Annotated in this window: 15 protein-coding genes; 11 read left to right on the forward strand and 4 right to left on the reverse strand. The window is 69.2% G+C overall.

Annotated elements, in window-relative coordinates; translation table 11 throughout:
• Positions 1 to 335 precede the first annotated feature (335 nt).
• Complete coding sequence (locus ACLF3G_RS00005) at positions 336 to 656, forward strand: hypothetical protein (protein WP_430667258.1); 321 nt, start codon at positions 336 to 338, stop codon at positions 654 to 656.
• Positions 657 to 667: 11 nt separating this feature from the next.
• On the opposite strand, the gene ACLF3G_RS00010 is transcribed toward ACLF3G_RS00005, so the two are convergent.
• Positions 668 to 2,179, reverse strand: coding sequence for an aldehyde dehydrogenase family protein (locus ACLF3G_RS00010; RefSeq protein ID WP_430667259.1), 1,512 nt, complete (start codon positions 2,177 to 2,179; stop codon positions 668 to 670).
• A gap of 132 nt (positions 2,180 to 2,311) precedes the next feature.
• Here ACLF3G_RS00010 and ACLF3G_RS00015 point away from each other — a divergent pair, with 132 nt between their 5' ends.
• A complete protein-coding gene (locus ACLF3G_RS00015) occupies positions 2,312 to 3,520 on the forward strand; it encodes a CaiB/BaiF CoA transferase family protein (RefSeq protein WP_430667260.1) in 1,209 nt (402 codons plus the stop codon).
• Positions 3,521 to 4,354 carry an alpha/beta fold hydrolase gene (locus ACLF3G_RS00020; RefSeq protein WP_430667261.1) on the forward strand — a complete coding sequence of 278 codons (834 nt, stop codon included), beginning with the start codon at positions 3,521 to 3,523 and terminating at the stop codon, positions 4,352 to 4,354.
• A 4-nt stretch (positions 4,355 to 4,358) separates the two neighbouring features.
• On the opposite strand, the gene ACLF3G_RS00025 is transcribed toward ACLF3G_RS00020, so the two are convergent.
• The 3 genes from ACLF3G_RS00025 to ACLF3G_RS00035 are packed head-to-tail and all read right to left on the reverse strand — an operon-like array spanning position 4,359 to position 7,016.
• Positions 4,359 to 4,673: a hypothetical protein gene (locus ACLF3G_RS00025; protein WP_430667262.1), complete on the reverse strand. Its 315-nt coding sequence runs from the start codon at positions 4,671 to 4,673 to the stop codon at positions 4,359 to 4,361.
• A gap of 49 nt (positions 4,674 to 4,722) precedes the next feature.
• Entirely contained in the window at positions 4,723 to 5,727 is a 1,005-nt protein-coding gene (gene hemB, locus ACLF3G_RS00030; RefSeq protein WP_430667263.1) for a porphobilinogen synthase, read from the reverse strand.
• Positions 5,724 to 7,016 (reverse strand): O-acetylhomoserine aminocarboxypropyltransferase/cysteine synthase family protein, encoded by a 1,293-nt coding sequence (locus ACLF3G_RS00035; RefSeq protein ID WP_430667264.1) that lies wholly within the window; start codon positions 7,014 to 7,016, stop codon positions 5,724 to 5,726. Before ACLF3G_RS00035 ends, hemB begins: the two co-directional genes overlap by 4 nt.
• A gap of 233 nt (positions 7,017 to 7,249) precedes the next feature.
• Here ACLF3G_RS00035 and rpiB point away from each other — a divergent pair, with 233 nt between their 5' ends.
• The 8 genes from rpiB to nusB all read left to right on the forward strand — a co-directional run bounded on the left by rpiB (position 7,250) and on the right by nusB (position 13,468).
• A complete protein-coding gene (gene rpiB, locus ACLF3G_RS00040; RefSeq protein ID WP_430667265.1) occupies positions 7,250 to 7,711 on the forward strand; it encodes a ribose 5-phosphate isomerase B in 462 nt (153 codons plus the stop codon).
• The gene (gene glyA, locus ACLF3G_RS00045; protein ID WP_430667266.1) at positions 7,708 to 9,009 is read left to right on the forward strand and encodes a serine hydroxymethyltransferase; all 1,302 of its coding nucleotides are present in this window, start codon (positions 7,708 to 7,710) and stop codon (positions 9,007 to 9,009) included. Before rpiB ends, glyA begins: the two co-directional genes overlap by 4 nt.
• 200 nt (positions 9,010 to 9,209) lie before the next feature.
• On the forward strand, positions 9,210 to 9,662 hold the full coding sequence (gene nrdR / locus ACLF3G_RS00050; protein ID WP_430667267.1) for a transcriptional regulator NrdR: 453 nt from the start codon (positions 9,210 to 9,212) through the stop codon (positions 9,660 to 9,662).
• Positions 9,662 to 10,762 (forward strand): bifunctional diaminohydroxyphosphoribosylaminopyrimidine deaminase/5-amino-6-(5-phosphoribosylamino)uracil reductase RibD, encoded by a 1,101-nt coding sequence (ribD, locus tag ACLF3G_RS00055; RefSeq protein WP_430667268.1) that lies wholly within the window; start codon positions 9,662 to 9,664, stop codon positions 10,760 to 10,762. Before nrdR ends, ribD begins: the two co-directional genes overlap by 1 nt.
• Positions 10,763 to 11,365 (forward strand): riboflavin synthase, encoded by a 603-nt coding sequence (locus tag ACLF3G_RS00060; RefSeq protein ID WP_430667269.1) that lies wholly within the window; start codon positions 10,763 to 10,765, stop codon positions 11,363 to 11,365.
• Complete coding sequence (ribB, locus tag ACLF3G_RS00065; RefSeq protein ID WP_430667270.1) at positions 11,362 to 12,486, forward strand: 3,4-dihydroxy-2-butanone-4-phosphate synthase; 1,125 nt, start codon at positions 11,362 to 11,364, stop codon at positions 12,484 to 12,486. Before ACLF3G_RS00060 ends, ribB begins: the two co-directional genes overlap by 4 nt.
• Complete coding sequence (gene ribH / locus ACLF3G_RS00070) at positions 12,483 to 12,962, forward strand: 6,7-dimethyl-8-ribityllumazine synthase (RefSeq protein ID WP_430667271.1); 480 nt, start codon at positions 12,483 to 12,485, stop codon at positions 12,960 to 12,962. The genes ribB and ribH overlap by 4 nt, the downstream gene beginning before the upstream one ends.
• Entirely contained in the window at positions 12,959 to 13,468 is a 510-nt protein-coding gene (nusB, locus tag ACLF3G_RS00075; RefSeq protein ID WP_430667272.1) for a transcription antitermination factor NusB, read from the forward strand. The genes ribH and nusB overlap by 4 nt, the downstream gene beginning before the upstream one ends.
• Positions 13,469 to 13,471 lie beyond the last annotated feature (3 nt).

Below are 13,471 nucleotides of genomic sequence, written 5' to 3' on the forward strand. Positions count from 1 at the left end.
CCCCCCCCCGGCCGCCCCCCCGGGGGGGGGGGGGGGGGCCCCCCCCCCCCCCCCCGCCACAGCCACAGCTACGGCCCCGGGCAGCCGCAGTCCGGATGGCACGACTGCGAGGACCATGCCAGCAGGCGTCGCCTATGGCTGCCATCGGGGCCACCCCGATGGTTCTGCATCACGCTCTCCTATAGCTTGATTCTGTTCCGGCTCGACCGGTTCATCAGGTGCGAGGTTGTGTGGCGATGCCGGTTCGAAGTTCGAAGGCGCATCCGGGTCGGGCCCTCGCGATAGCGGCAGTATTGCTCCTAGGGTCATTCGGTACGGCGGAGGCGCAGTGGCCCTTGCAGCGGCGCGGCAGCGACCGCCCACATCTCATCTGCATCGAACAACAGGGTGCCTACGTCGCTGGCGTCATGGTCAGGGTGCTGCTGCCCATCGAGGGCGCGCCCGACGCGTGGCTGACCCTGATTTCACAGGACGACGTCCCGGTGGGCCGGCAACCCTGCGTCACGGCGCCGGCCGGTTCGCTGCGCCTGACCGTCTATCTTGCAGCCTTTACCGGGTTCAACTGGCAGGATGCCTGCAGGTTCGAGGTCGCCCCAGTCGTCGCGACCAAGGTCACGATGCGTGGCACGACCTTCCACCCGAGTTGTCATCGCTGACCCGCTTCGGGTCAGCTCATGTTCACCATGATGGTCTTCTTGTGGGTGAAGTGTTCCAGCATCGCCTCCAGCGAGGCTTCCTTGCCGAGCCCGCTGGACTTCACGCCGCCGTAGCTGAGGTTCGCCTGCACCACCAGGTTCTGGTTGATCTGCACCAGGCCTGCCTCCAACCGATGCGCCAGATCCAGGCCGACCTTCAGGTTGTTGGTCCAGAGCGAGGCGGCCAGGCCGTATTCGCTGTCATTCGCCTCCGCCAGCACCGCTTCCGGGTCGTCGAAGGGCTGGATGACGGTGACGGGCCCGAAGATCTCCTCCCGCACCAGCCGGCTTTTGGCATCGAGGCCTGTGAAGATGACCGGGCGGATGAACAGCCCCTTCTTCAGCGCCGGGTCGGACGGCATGGCGGAGCAGACATGCGCGGTGGCGCCCGGCGTCCTGGTGCCTTCCTCGATGAAGCCCTGCACCTTGTCGAACTGGTCCTGGCTGATGATGGTGCCGATGTCGGTCTTCTCATCCAGCGGGTCGCCCATCACCATCTTGTCGACCGCCTCCTTCATCGCCGCGACGAAGCGGTCGAAGATCGGCCGCTCGACATAGATGCGGGATGCGGCCGTGCAGGACTGACCCTGGCGGGTGAAGCGCATGGAGGTCAGCGCGCCGGAGACCGTCTTGTCGAACTCGCAATCGGCGAAGACGATCATCGGCGACTTGCCGCCGAGCTCCAGTGTCACCGGAATCAGCTTCTCGGCGGCTGCGCGGGCGACGATCTTCCCGGTCTCGACCGAACCCGTGAAGGTCACCTTCTTCACCAGCGGATGCGCCACCAGCGGCGCGCCGCATTCCGGGCCCATGCCGGAGACCATGTTGAAGACGCCGGGCGGCAGGATGCGGTTCAGGATCTCGCAGATCCGCAGCACGGTCAGCGGCGCTTCCTCCGCACTTTTCACCACCACCGTGTTGCCGGCCACCAGCGCGGGCGCCACCTTCAGCGCCATCAGCAGCATCGGCACGTTCCACGGGATGATGGCGCCGACCACGCCCAGCGGCTCCCGCACCGTCACCGACAGGACGTTGGGCGCGAAAGGCACGCTTTCGCCCTTCAACTCGCCGCCGAGGCCTCCGAAGAATTCAAAGACGTCGGCCACGACATTCGCCTCGACGCGCGACTCGGTGCGCAGCGCCTTGCCCGTTTCCAGCGCGATCAGCAGGCCAAGTTCATCGACATGCGTGCGGATGGCGGCCGCGCAGGCATGCACCAGGGCGCCGCGCTTGCGGGCGGGGACCTTGGCCCATGCCTTCTGCGCCTTGGCGGCGGATTGCACGGCCGCATCGACATCCGCCGCATCGCCCTCCGCGGCCCGGCCCACTTCGAGTCCGGTCGCGGGGTTCACCACGGCAAAGGTCCTGCCGGACCGGGCCGGGACGTAGCGGCCGTCGATCAGGTGCACGCCGGACAGTGCCTTCGCCAGCGCGAAGGGTTCGGTGCTGGGGGCCTCCGGAGTCTTCTGGGGCTGGTCGAGCATGGGTTTCCTCCCAAGTGGTCGCGGCCCTATAAGCGCGGGCCGCGGGGGCATGATGGCCGTCGCCCGGAACATGCGTCGGCAAGGGCCGCGCCGCAATGCCGGTCGGCCACCAAGGAAGGGACTGGAGTAATCATGGAGAAGGCGCCGAGTGGCCCGCTGCGGGGCCTCAGGGTCCTCGACCTCACCCGGGTCCTGGCCGGCCCGACCTGCACGCAGATGCTGGGCGACCTCGGCGCCGAGGTCATCAAGATCGAGCGTCCGGAAGCCGGTGACGACACGCGCGGCTTCGCACCGCCGGTGTGGCCGGAGACGAAGGAGAGCGCCTACTTCCTCGGCGTGAACCGCAACAAGAAGTCGCTCACGCTCGATATCTCGAAGCCCGAAGGGCAGGACATCATCCACCAGTTGCTGGATGGCTGCGACATCCTGGTCGAGAACTTCAAGGTTGGCGCGCTGGCCAAGTACGGCCTGGGCTTCGAACAGCTCTCGCAGAAATTTCCCGGGCTGATCTACTGCTCCATCACCGGCTTCGGCCAGACCGGCCCCTATGCGCCGCGTCCGGGCTACGATTCGCTGATCCAGGCGATGGGCGGGGTGATGTCGCTGACCGGGGAGCCGGATGGGCTGCCGCAGAAGGTCGGCGTGCCGGTCGCGGACCTGTTCGCCGGCCTCTACGGCTGCATCGGCATTCTGGCCGCGCTGCGCCACCGGGAACGCACGGGGCAGGGCCAGCAGGTGGATATCGGCATGCTGGACACCAGCGTGGCCTGGCTGGCGAACCAGGGCATGAACTTCCTGGCGACCAAGGAAAACCCACCGCGGCTCGGTAACCAGCACCCGAACATCGTGCCCTACCAGGTATTCCCGACGCGGGACGGGCACATCGTGCTGTCCGTCGGCAACGACCCCACCTTCGCCCGCTTCTGCGAGGTGACAGGCCAGCAGGCGCTGCTGTCCGACGAGCGCTTCGCCACCAACGCGTCGCGCGTCGCCAATCGGGACTTCGTGACGCAGACGCTGACGCCGGTGATGCAGTCGCGCAGCACCGATGAATGGGTGACGGCGCTGGAGGCCGCGAAGATCGGCTGCGGCCCGATCAACACGCTGGAGAAGGTGTTCGCGGACCCGCATGTTCAGGCGCGGAAGGTGGTGGTCGAGATGCCGCATTCCTCCGGCGCCACGGTGGAGGTCATCGCCAACCCGGTGCGGCTTTCCGCCACACCGACGGATTACCGGGTCGCGCCTCCGCTGCTTGGCGAGCATTCGGAGGATGTCCTCTCCGGCCTGCTTGGCATGAGCGAGGCGCAGATCGCGACGCTGCGCGCCAAGGGCATCGTCTGAATGCGACGCGGAAGGCTGCACTACCTGCTGGGTGCAGCCTTCTTCGAGCTGGCCTGGACGGAATGGGGCCCCGAGAACGGCGCGCCCGTGATCTGCGTGCATGGCCTGACCCGCAACGGGCGCGATTTCGACGTGCTGGCGCGGGCGCTCGCGGATACGGGTCGCCGGGTGTTCTGCCCGGACCTGCCGGGACGCGGCGAATCGCAATGGCTGGCAGATGCGCGGATGTACGCGCCGCCCGCCTATGTCACCGCGCTGGCGCATCTGCTGGCCCGGCTGGACGGGCCGGTCGATTGGGTCGGCACCTCGCTCGGCGGCATCTGCGGCATGATGGTCGCCGCCGCTGAGGGCCATCCGATCCGCCGCCTGGTGCTGAACGACATCGGCAGCCGGGTGCCCGAGGCCGCCGTGGCCCGCATCGCCACCTATGTGCAGCAGGACCTGCGTTTCGACGACCTGGCGGGGCTGGAGGCGCATCTGCGCGAGGTCCACGCGCCGTTCGGGGCGCTGAGCGACGCGGATTGGCATCACATGGCGGAAACCAGCGCCCGCCCGCTGCGTGACGGCGGCATCGCGCCGCATTACGACCCGGCGATCGGCCTGCCCTTCGCGCAGGCCGCGCAGGGACCGGTCGAACTCGGCGCGCTGTGGGATCGGGTAGCCGTCCCGGTGTTGCTGCTGCGCGGCGCCGAGAGCGACGTGCTGGACGCGTCGACGGCGGCGGAGATGGCGCGCCGGCCCGGGGTGCAGTTGGTGGAGATCCCCGACACCGGGCATGCCCCGGCCCTGGTGGGCGCGGCCCAGGTGGCGCGGGTCCTGGCCTTCCTGGCCTGACAGGTCAGCCGATGCGCCGCGCCAGTCGTGAATCGGGCCGCGCCTTCGCCAGGCTGAGCCAGCCGAGACGCAGACGCAGCGCCTGGAGCCGGTTCAGGGCCCCCGGCGGTGGGGCAGGGAGCGGGGGCAGCCGCGCGGATTCCGCCGGCCTCATCGCCGCCAGCCGAACCTGCCGTGCCCGCAGCAGGGTCCACCAGGCCAATGCCCTGGATTCCTCGTCCCTGGCATGGGTGTAGGCCAGCAGGGCCTCCACCTCCCGTCGCTGGGCGCGGATGCCGGCAACGCCGTCGAGGCTTGATGGCGCGGTGTCATGCTGCATTGCGGCAGGCTAGACCCGGCGGCGGGCACGGTTCAAGCAGGGCCTGTGCCTACTCCGCCTGCAGCTTCCGCGCGGCCTCCACCGCGAAGTAGCTCAGCACACCATCCGCGCCGGCGCGCTTGAAGCCCAGCAGGCTCTCCATCATCGCGCGGTCATGGTCGAGCCAGCCGTTGCGGACGGCGGCCATGATCATCGCGTATTCGCCGGACACCTGGTAGGCGAAGGTCGGCACAGCGAAGCGGTCCTTCACCCGGCGGACGATATCCAGGTAGGGCATGCCGGGCTTCACCATGACCATGTCGGCGCCCTCCGCCAGGTCCAGCGCCACCTCGCGCAGCGCCTCGTCCGAATTGGCCGGGTCCATCTGGTAGGTCTTCTTGTCGCCACCCTTGAGCGAGGCGCCGGAGCCGACCGCATCCCGGAACGGCCCGTAGAAGGCGGAGGCGTATTTGGCGGCGTAGGACATGATGCGGGTGTGGATCAGGCCCTTCGCGTCCAGCGCCGCCCGGATCGCTCCGACGCGGCCATCCATCATGTCGGACGGCGCGATGACGTCGATGCCGGCCTCGGCCTGGATCACCGCCTGGACTGTCAGCACCTCCAGCGTCTCGTCATTGGCGACATACATGCCGCCCGGCCCGTCGCGCAGTACGCCGTCATGGCCGTGGTCGGTGTAGGGATCCAGCGCCACGTCGCCGACCAGGCCAAGGTCGGGGAACTCCCGCTTCAGCAGGCGCGCGGCGCTGCACATCAGGTTGTCCGGATTCTTCGCCTCCGTCCCCTCGCCATCCTTCCGCGCCGGGTCGGTCGCCGGGAAGATGGCAATGGCGGGGATGCCGAGCTGCGCGGCCGGTGTGACATGGGCCGCAAGCCGGTCCAGCGTCACGCGCTTGACGCCGGGCATGGAGGCGACCTCGGTCTCGATGCCGGTGCCCTCGATCAGGAAGATCGGCCAGATCAGGTCGTCGACCGAGAGCTTGTTTTCCGCCACCAGGCGCCGGGTGAAGGCATCCACCCGGTTGCGGCGCGGCCGTATCGCTGGAAAGCCACTCATGCCGCGGCGGCCAGGGCCTGATCGAGATCGGCGATGATGTCGTCGATATGCTCGATGCCGATCGACAGGCGGACATAGCCGGGGGTGACGCCGGAGGACGCCTGTTCCTCCACCGAAAGCTGGCTGTGGGTGGTGGTCGCCGGGTGGATCGCCAGCGACCGCGCGTCGCCAATGTTGGCAACGTGGTAGAACATGCGCAGCGCCTCGATGAACTTCCGGCCGGCGTCGGCGCCGGCCTTCAGCTCGAAGCCCATCAGCGAACCGTAGCCGCCCTTCAGCGCGGCATCGGCCCGCCTGCGGCTTTCGCCGTCCTGCCGGCTCGGGTGGATCACCTTCGCCACGGCCGGGTGCCCGGCGAGGAAGTTCGCGACCTTCACCGCATTTGCGCAGTGCCGCTCCATCCGCAGCGGCAGCGTCTCCAGCCCCTGCAAGGTCAGGAAGGCGTTCATCGGCGCCATCGGCGCGCCGAGGTCGCGCAGCAGGATGACGCGCATCCGGATGATGTAGGCAACCGGCCCCATCGGCTTCACCGCCTGGGTCCAGACCGCGCCATGGTAGCTCGGGTCCGGCTTGTTCAGGGTCGGGAAGCGGGCGGCGTTGGCCTCCCAGTCGAAATTGCCGCCATCCACCACGACGCCGCCGATGCTGGTGCCGTGGCCGCCGATCCACTTGGTGGTGGAATGCATGACGATGGCAGCGCCGAGTGCCAGCGGCCTGCACAGGATGGGGGCGGCGGTGTTGTCCATGATCAGCGGCACGCCGATCTCACGGCCAAGCGCCGCCACCTCCGCGATCGGGAAGACCTGCAGCTTCGGGTTCGGCAGGGTTTCCGCGTACCAGCAGCGGGTGCGGTCGTCGGTGGCGCGGACGAAGGCCTGCGGGTCCGCCGGGTCCACGAAGCGGACCTCGATGCCGAGGGATTTCAGCGTGTTGGCGAACAGGTTCCAGGTGCCACCATACAGATCCGTGGAGGAGACGATGTTGTCGCCGGCCTCGCACAGATTCAGCACGCAGAAGGTCGTCGCCGCCTGGCCGGAGCCCACCGCGAGCGCCGCCACGCCGCCTTCCAGCGCGGCCACGCGCTTTTCCAGCACGTCCACGGTGGGGTTCATGATGCGGGTGTAGATGTTGCCCATCTCGGCCAGGCCGAACAGGCGCTGGGCGTGGCCGGTGTCCTGGAACTGGAAGGAGGTGGTCTGGTGGATCGGCACCGCCACGGACCCCGTGGTCGGATCGGCGCGCCAGCCGGCGTGCAGCGCGATGGTTTCCGGCTTGTCCGATGCGGCCATGATCGTGTTTCTCCTGGTCCCGGGGCGATTCCTTGGCCGCATCCGTTCCATGCCGTGGGGGGCGGAGGCAAGGGCGAGGCTGTGCCCCTCCGCCGCGGGGGCGCCGGAGACGATGTTTCTCCCGTTACGGTGGCGGTCGGAAAATGCTGCCCCGCACCATGCCGGCCCGTCCGCGACGCAAGATATGGCGGCGGAGGTTTCGTGGCGGCACACGGCGTGGTAACTCCGCCGGCATGAGCCCCGCCGATACCCCCATCGCCCTCGGCAACGACCATGCCGGAACCGAATTGAAGGCTGCGCTGCGCGCGGCGCTGAAGGCTGCCGGCCATCCGGTGCTGGACCTCGGCACGCATGGTACCGAGAGCGTCGACTATCCGGATTTCGCCGCCGCCGTCTGCGCCGCCGTCACCGAAGGCCGCGCCCGCTTCGGCGTGCTGGTCTGCGGCACCGGCATCGGAATCTCCATCGCCGCCAACCGCAACCCGGCCATCCGCTGCGCCCTGGTGCAGGACAGCACCGGCGCGCGGCTGACCCGGCAGCACAACGACGCCAACGTCCTGGCCCTCGGCGCCCGCATGATCGGCGTGGAAGTGGCGCTGGATGCCCTGCGCACCTTCCTCGCTACGCCATATGAGGGCGGCCGGCACGACCGCCGGGTCCTCAAGCTCAGCCCCGCATGGAGCCCCTCGCCATGAACGAGACCACCTTGGCGGTGACCCCCGCCCGCTTCTTCCAGGCCCCGGTGTCCGAGACCGATCCGGATATCGCCGCCACGCTGCGCGACGAGCTGATCCGCCAGCAGGACGGCATCGAGCTGATCGCCTCCGAAAACATCGTCTCCAAGGCGGTGCTCGATGTGCAGGGCAGCGTCCTGACGAACAAATACGCCGAGGGCTATCCCGGCCGCCGCTACTACGGTGGCTGCGAGGTGGTGGACGTGGCGGAAACGCTGGCGATCGAGCGGGCGAAGAAGCTGTTCGACTGCGGTTTCGCAAATGTCCAGCCGCATTCCGGCGCGCAGGCGAACCAGGCCGTGTTCTTCGCCCTGATGCAGCCGGGCGATACCTTCATGGGCCTGGATCTCGCCGCCGGTGGCCACCTGACGCATGGCGCGCCCGCGAACCAGTCCGGCAAGTGGTTCAAGGTCGCGCCCTACACCGTGCGGCGCGAGGACCAGATCATCGACATGGAGGAGGTCGCTCGCATCGCGCGGGAAACGCGGCCGAAGATCATCATCGGGGGCGGCTCCGCCTATGCCCGCACCTGGGACTTTCCGAAATTCCGCGAGATCGCGGATGAGGTCGGCGCCATCTTCATGGTGGACATGGCGCATTTCGCCGGGCTGGTCGCCGGCGGCGCGCATCCCTCGCCGTTCCCGCATGCGCATGTGGTGACCACAACCACCCACAAGACCCTGCGTGGCCCGCGCGGCGGCATGATCCTCACGAATGACGAGGCGCTGGCCAAGAAGTTCAACAGCGCCGTCTTCCCCGGGCTGCAGGGCGGGCCGCTGATGCATGTCATCGCCGCCAAGGCGGTTGCGTTCGGCGAGGCGCTGCGGCCGGAATTCCGCGCCTATGCCCGGCAGGTGGTGCTGAACGCCAAGGCGCTGGCGGCGGAGTTGAAGGGGCAGGGGCTCGACCTGGTCACCGACGGCACTGACAACCACCTGGTGCTGGTCGACCTTCGCCCGAAGAAGCTGACCGGCAAGGCCGCCGAGGGCGCCCTGAACCGCGCCCACCTGACCTGCAACAAGAACGGCATCCCCTTCGATCCCGAGAAGCCGATGGTGACCTCTGGCGTCCGCCTCGGCAGCCCGGCCGCCACCAGCCGCGGCTTCGGGGAGGCGGAATTCAAGCTGGTGGGCCAGATGATCGGAGAGGTGCTGGACGGCCTCGCCAGGTCCAACGCCCCGGAGGCGAACGAGGCCGTTGAGCAGGCCGTGAAGGCCCGGGTGCTGGAGCTTTGCCGCCGCTTTCCGATCTACGGCTGAGCGGCATGGCCTGCCGCCCCTTCGCCGTGATGCGGCCAGCAAAGTCCTCTCCCCCTGTAGGGGGGACAGGGTTGGATGAGGGGGGTATGCAGGTCGGCAAGCGTGTTCGGAACTGGGCACCGGGCCCCTCAACCAACGCTCTTCCCTTTGGAGGAGAGGGCTTTCCGGACGTGCCTCCGGCACAGCCGGGGGCCTAGGCCATGCGCTGTCCCTTCTGCGGGCACGACGACACGCAGGTGAAGGACAGCCGTCCGGCGGAGGATGGCGCCTCGATCCGTCGCCGCCGGTCCTGCCCCGCCTGCGGCAACCGCTTCACGACCTTCGAGCGGGTGCAGTTGCGCGAATTGCTGGTGATCAAGACCGATGGCAGGCGGGTGCCCTTCGACCGGGACAAATTGGCCCGGTCCGTCCGCGTCGCCTTGCGGAAGCGGCCCTTCGATGAGGAACGGATCGAGCGCATCGTGAACGGCATCCAGCGCCGACTGGAAGTGGAGGCCGACAGCGAGGTGCCGAGCCGCCGCATCGGCGAGGTGGTGATGGAAACGCTGCGCGACGTGGACGAGGTGGCCTATGTCCGCTTCGCCAGCGTCTACCGCAACTTCCGGGAAGCCAAGGACTTTCGCGCTTTTCTGGGGCAGATCGAAGGCTCCTGATGTCAGAGGATGTTGCGCATATGCGCGCCGCGCTGGCGCTGGCGGCGCGTGGGCTGGGCAATACCTGGCCCAACCCGGCGGTCGGCTGCGTCATCGTGAAGCACGGGCAGGTCGTCGGGCGTGGCTGGACGCAGCCCGGCGGACGGCCGCATGCGGAAACGGAGGCACTGAAGCGCGCCGGCGCGGCCGCACGCGATGCCACCGCCTACGTTACCCTGGAGCCATGCTGCCATTGGGGCCGCACACCGCCCTGCACGGATGCGCTGGTGGCCGCCAGGATCGCGCGCGTGGTCGTGGCGATGCGCGATCCGGACCCGCGGGTGGATGGCGCGGGCCTCGCCCGGCTGCACGGCGCCGGCCTGAGGGTGGAGGAGGGGCTGCTGGCAGAGGACGCCGCGCGGCTGAATGCCGGCTTCATCAAGCGACAGCTTCTCGGCCTGCCCATGGTAACCCTGAAGCTCGCCACCTCCCTCGATGGCCGCATCGCCACCGTTACCAAGGAAAGCCGCTGGATCACCGGGCCGGAGGCGCGCCGTGCCGCGCACGCCCTGCGGGCCCGGCACGACGCCATCCTGGTCGGCAGCGGCACGGTGATCGACGACGACCCGGACCTGACCTGCCGGCTGCCCGGCGGCGTGCCGGTGCCGGCGCCGCGCATCGTCGCCGATGCCCGGCTGCGCATCCCGGTGGGATCACGTCTGGTGCGGACGGCGCGGGAGATTCCGACGCTGGTCGCCACCACCCCTGGCCATCCCGAATCCGCCCTGGCGCCGCTGCGGGACGCCGGCGTCGAGATCATCGAGGTTGCGCCGGGGCCGGAGGGGTTGGCGGCGCGGTCCATTCTTTCCGCACTCGGCACCCGCGGCATCACCCGCGTGCTGGCGGAAGGCGGCTCCGGCATCGCCGCCTCCCTGCTGCGGGAAGGGCTGGTGGACCGTCTCGCCTGGTTCCACGCGCCGATGGTGATCGGCGGTGATGGCATCCCTGCCTCCTATCAACTGCCATTGATGGAACTTGCCAGGGCGCCCAAGTTCCGCCGCGTGGCCAGCCGGCCCCTGGGGGCGGATGTGCTGACCGAATTCGAGCATGAGGCGGGCTGAATGTTCACCGGGATCGTGACCGGCATGGGGGAGGTGGTCGCGATCACCCCGATCGGCGAGGGCCGCGACATGCGGCTGCGCATCGCGGCGCCGGCCGGCTGGCTGGAAGGTGCCGCGCTCGGCGCCTCCATCTGCTGTTCCGGCTGCTGCCTGACAGCGGTGACCTATGACGGCGACCAGTTCGAGGTCGAGGCGAGCGCCGAGACGCTGGCGAAGACGACGCTCGGTGCCTGGCAGGTCGGGCGCCGGGTCAACCTGGAACGCTCCCTGAAGCTGGGCGACGAGATGGGCGGGCACATCGTGTCCGGGCATGTCGACGGCGTCGGCACGGTGCTGGCGGCGGAGGCCGAGAACGGCTCCACCCGCTGGACCTTCGGCCTGCCGCCCAACCTGGCGCCCTTCGTCGCGCGGAAAGGCAGCGTCGCCGTGGATGGCTGCTCCCTGACGGTGAACGATGTGACGGCGGACAGCTTCGGCGTGAACATCATCCCGCACACGGCGGAGGTCACCGGCTTCGGCACGCTACGCGTCGGCGATGCGGTGAACATCGAGATCGACATGTTTTCCCGCTACGTCGCGCGGCTGATGGAGTTCCGGGCATGAACGTCCAGCCTGTCCGCACCAGCTTCCACGAATTCCTCAGCCCGACCGAGGAATTGCTGGAGGAGGCCCGCCGCGGCCGAATGTTCATCCTGGTGGATGACGAGGACCGGGAGAACGAGGGCGACCTGGTGATCCCGGCGCAGTTCGCGACGCCGGATGCCGTCAACTTCATGGCCAAGCATGCCCGCGGGCTGATCTGCCTGGCGCTGGCCCGGCACCGCGTCGAACAGCTCGGCCTGCCGCTGATGGCGCAGTCCAACGGCACGCGCCACGCCACCGCCTTCACGGTTTCCATCGAAGCGCGGGACGGCGTCACCACCGGCATTTCCGCCGCCGACCGGGCGCGCACCATCGCGGTGGCGATCAACCCGGAACTGGGCCGGGAGCATATCGTGACGCCCGGCCACGTCTTCCCGCTGGTGGCGCGGGAGGGTGGCACGCTGGTGCGTGCCGGGCACACCGAGGCGGCGGTCGATTTCTCCCGCCTCGCCGGGCTGAACCCCTCCGGCGTGATCTGCGAGATCATGAACGATGACGGCTCGATGGCCCGGATGCCGGACCTTGTCGCCTTCGCGCAGCATCACGGCCTGAAGCTCGGCACCATAGCCGACCTGATCGGCCACCGCCGCCGGACCGAACGCCTTGTGCGGCGGGTGGAGGAAGGCAGCATCGATGGCATCGGCGGCACCTGGCGCGTCATCGTCTATGCCTCGACGCTGGATCAGGGCGAACACCTGGCGCTGGTGAAGGGCGATCTTTCGACGCCGGCACCGGTGCTGGTGCGGATGCACGCAACCTCGCTGCTGCGGGATCTGGTGGCGGGGCAGGCGGAGGAGGATCTGCATGCAGCGATGCGCAGCATCTCCGCCGCCGGGCGCGGCGCGGTGGTGCTGATCCGCGACTGGCGGCCGGACGGGCTTTCGCAGCAGTTGCGGCTGGGGCGGGACCGCCGGGCGAACACGCCGGAAATCCGCGACTATGGCATCGGCGCGCAGATCCTGGCCGATCTGGGCTTGCGCGACATCATCCGCCTGTCCGACAACCCCCGGCCACTGGTCGGGCTGGAAGGCTACGGCCTCAGCGTGGTCGAGACGCGGCCGATACCGAAGGACCCGACGTGAGCACCAAGGACGCACCGCAACGCCAGGCCCAGGCCCTGGCCGGGTCTCCACCCCGGCTGCTGGTCATCCAGGCGCCGTACTACGCCGAGGTGGTGGGCGGCATGCTGGCCGGCGCGCAGCGGGTGGTGGAACAGGTTGGCGGCGCCATGGAAGTGGTGGAGGTCGCCGGGGCCTTCGAACTGGCGGCCGCGCTGCGCATGGCGCTTGCCGCGCCGGGGCGGTGGGATGGCTACCTGCTGCTCGGCTGCGTGGTGAAGGGCGAGACGGACCATTACGACTTCATCTGTGACGCGGTCTGCCAGGGCGTCATGGCGATCTCGGCCGAGACCGGCGTGCCGCTGGGCTTCGGCCTGCTGACGGTGGAAAACCTGGACCAGGCCATCGCGCGGTCGCGCGACGACAGCCACAACAAGGGCGCGGAGGCGGCGCATGCGGCGCTCGGCCAGATCGCGCTGAAGCGAAGGTGGGCGCTGTGAGCGGGCGGGAATCGGGTAAGGCCCAGGCTGGCCGGCCGCGGACCGGGGCACGCGTCGCCGCGGTGCAGGCCTTGTTCCAAAGCGAACAGGCCGGCGAGAACCCGGAATCGGTCATCGCCGAATTCGTCCGCCACCGCCTCGGCCCCAATGCGGCGGATGAGGGTTTCGGCGAGGGGCGCATCCCGGACGCCGACGCCAAGCTGTTCGCCCGCATCGTCCGCACTACCGCGGCAAAGATCGAGAGCCTGGACGAGACCATCGGCCGCGCGCTCGCCAAGGACTGGCCGCTGGAGAAGCTGGACCCGGTTCTGCGCGCCCTGCTGCGGGCGGCGGCTGGAGAACTGGCGACGCCAAACGATCCGCCGGCCCGGGTCGTCATCAACGAGTACCTGGACATCGCCAACGGCTTCTTCGTGGGCGACGAGCCCCGCTTCGCCAATGGCGTGCTGGACGCTCTGGCGCGCTCCCTGCGTGCGGATGAGTTCACCGCGGCACCGCGGGCCTGAGCC

The organism is Falsiroseomonas sp. HC035, assembly GCF_050563525.1.
Taxonomy (GTDB): domain Bacteria; phylum Pseudomonadota; class Alphaproteobacteria; order Acetobacterales; family Acetobacteraceae; genus Falsiroseomonas.

Coding starts and splice junctions, on each gene's coding strand:
- ACLF3G_RS00010 (WP_430667259.1), bottom strand. CDS start 2,179: ATGCTCGACCAGCCCCAGAAGACTCCGGAGGCCCCCAGCACCGAACCC.
- ACLF3G_RS00015 (WP_430667260.1), top strand. CDS start 2,312: ATGGAGAAGGCGCCGAGTGGCCCGCTGCGGGGCCTCAGGGTCCTCGAC.
- ACLF3G_RS00020 (WP_430667261.1), top strand. CDS start 3,521: ATGCGACGCGGAAGGCTGCACTACCTGCTGGGTGCAGCCTTCTTCGAG.
- ACLF3G_RS00025 (WP_430667262.1), bottom strand. CDS start 4,673: ATGCAGCATGACACCGCGCCATCAAGCCTCGACGGCGTTGCCGGCATC.
- hemB (WP_430667263.1), bottom strand. CDS start 5,727: ATGAGTGGCTTTCCAGCGATACGGCCGCGCCGCAACCGGGTGGATGCC.
- ACLF3G_RS00035 (WP_430667264.1), bottom strand. CDS start 7,016: ATGGCCGCATCGGACAAGCCGGAAACCATCGCGCTGCACGCCGGCTGG.
- rpiB (WP_430667265.1), top strand. CDS start 7,250: ATGAGCCCCGCCGATACCCCCATCGCCCTCGGCAACGACCATGCCGGA.
- glyA (WP_430667266.1), top strand. CDS start 7,708: ATGAACGAGACCACCTTGGCGGTGACCCCCGCCCGCTTCTTCCAGGCC.
- nrdR (WP_430667267.1), top strand. CDS start 9,210: ATGCGCTGTCCCTTCTGCGGGCACGACGACACGCAGGTGAAGGACAGC.
- ribD (WP_430667268.1), top strand. CDS start 9,662: ATGTCAGAGGATGTTGCGCATATGCGCGCCGCGCTGGCGCTGGCGGCG.
- ACLF3G_RS00060 (WP_430667269.1), top strand. CDS start 10,763: ATGTTCACCGGGATCGTGACCGGCATGGGGGAGGTGGTCGCGATCACC.
- ribB (WP_430667270.1), top strand. CDS start 11,362: ATGAACGTCCAGCCTGTCCGCACCAGCTTCCACGAATTCCTCAGCCCG.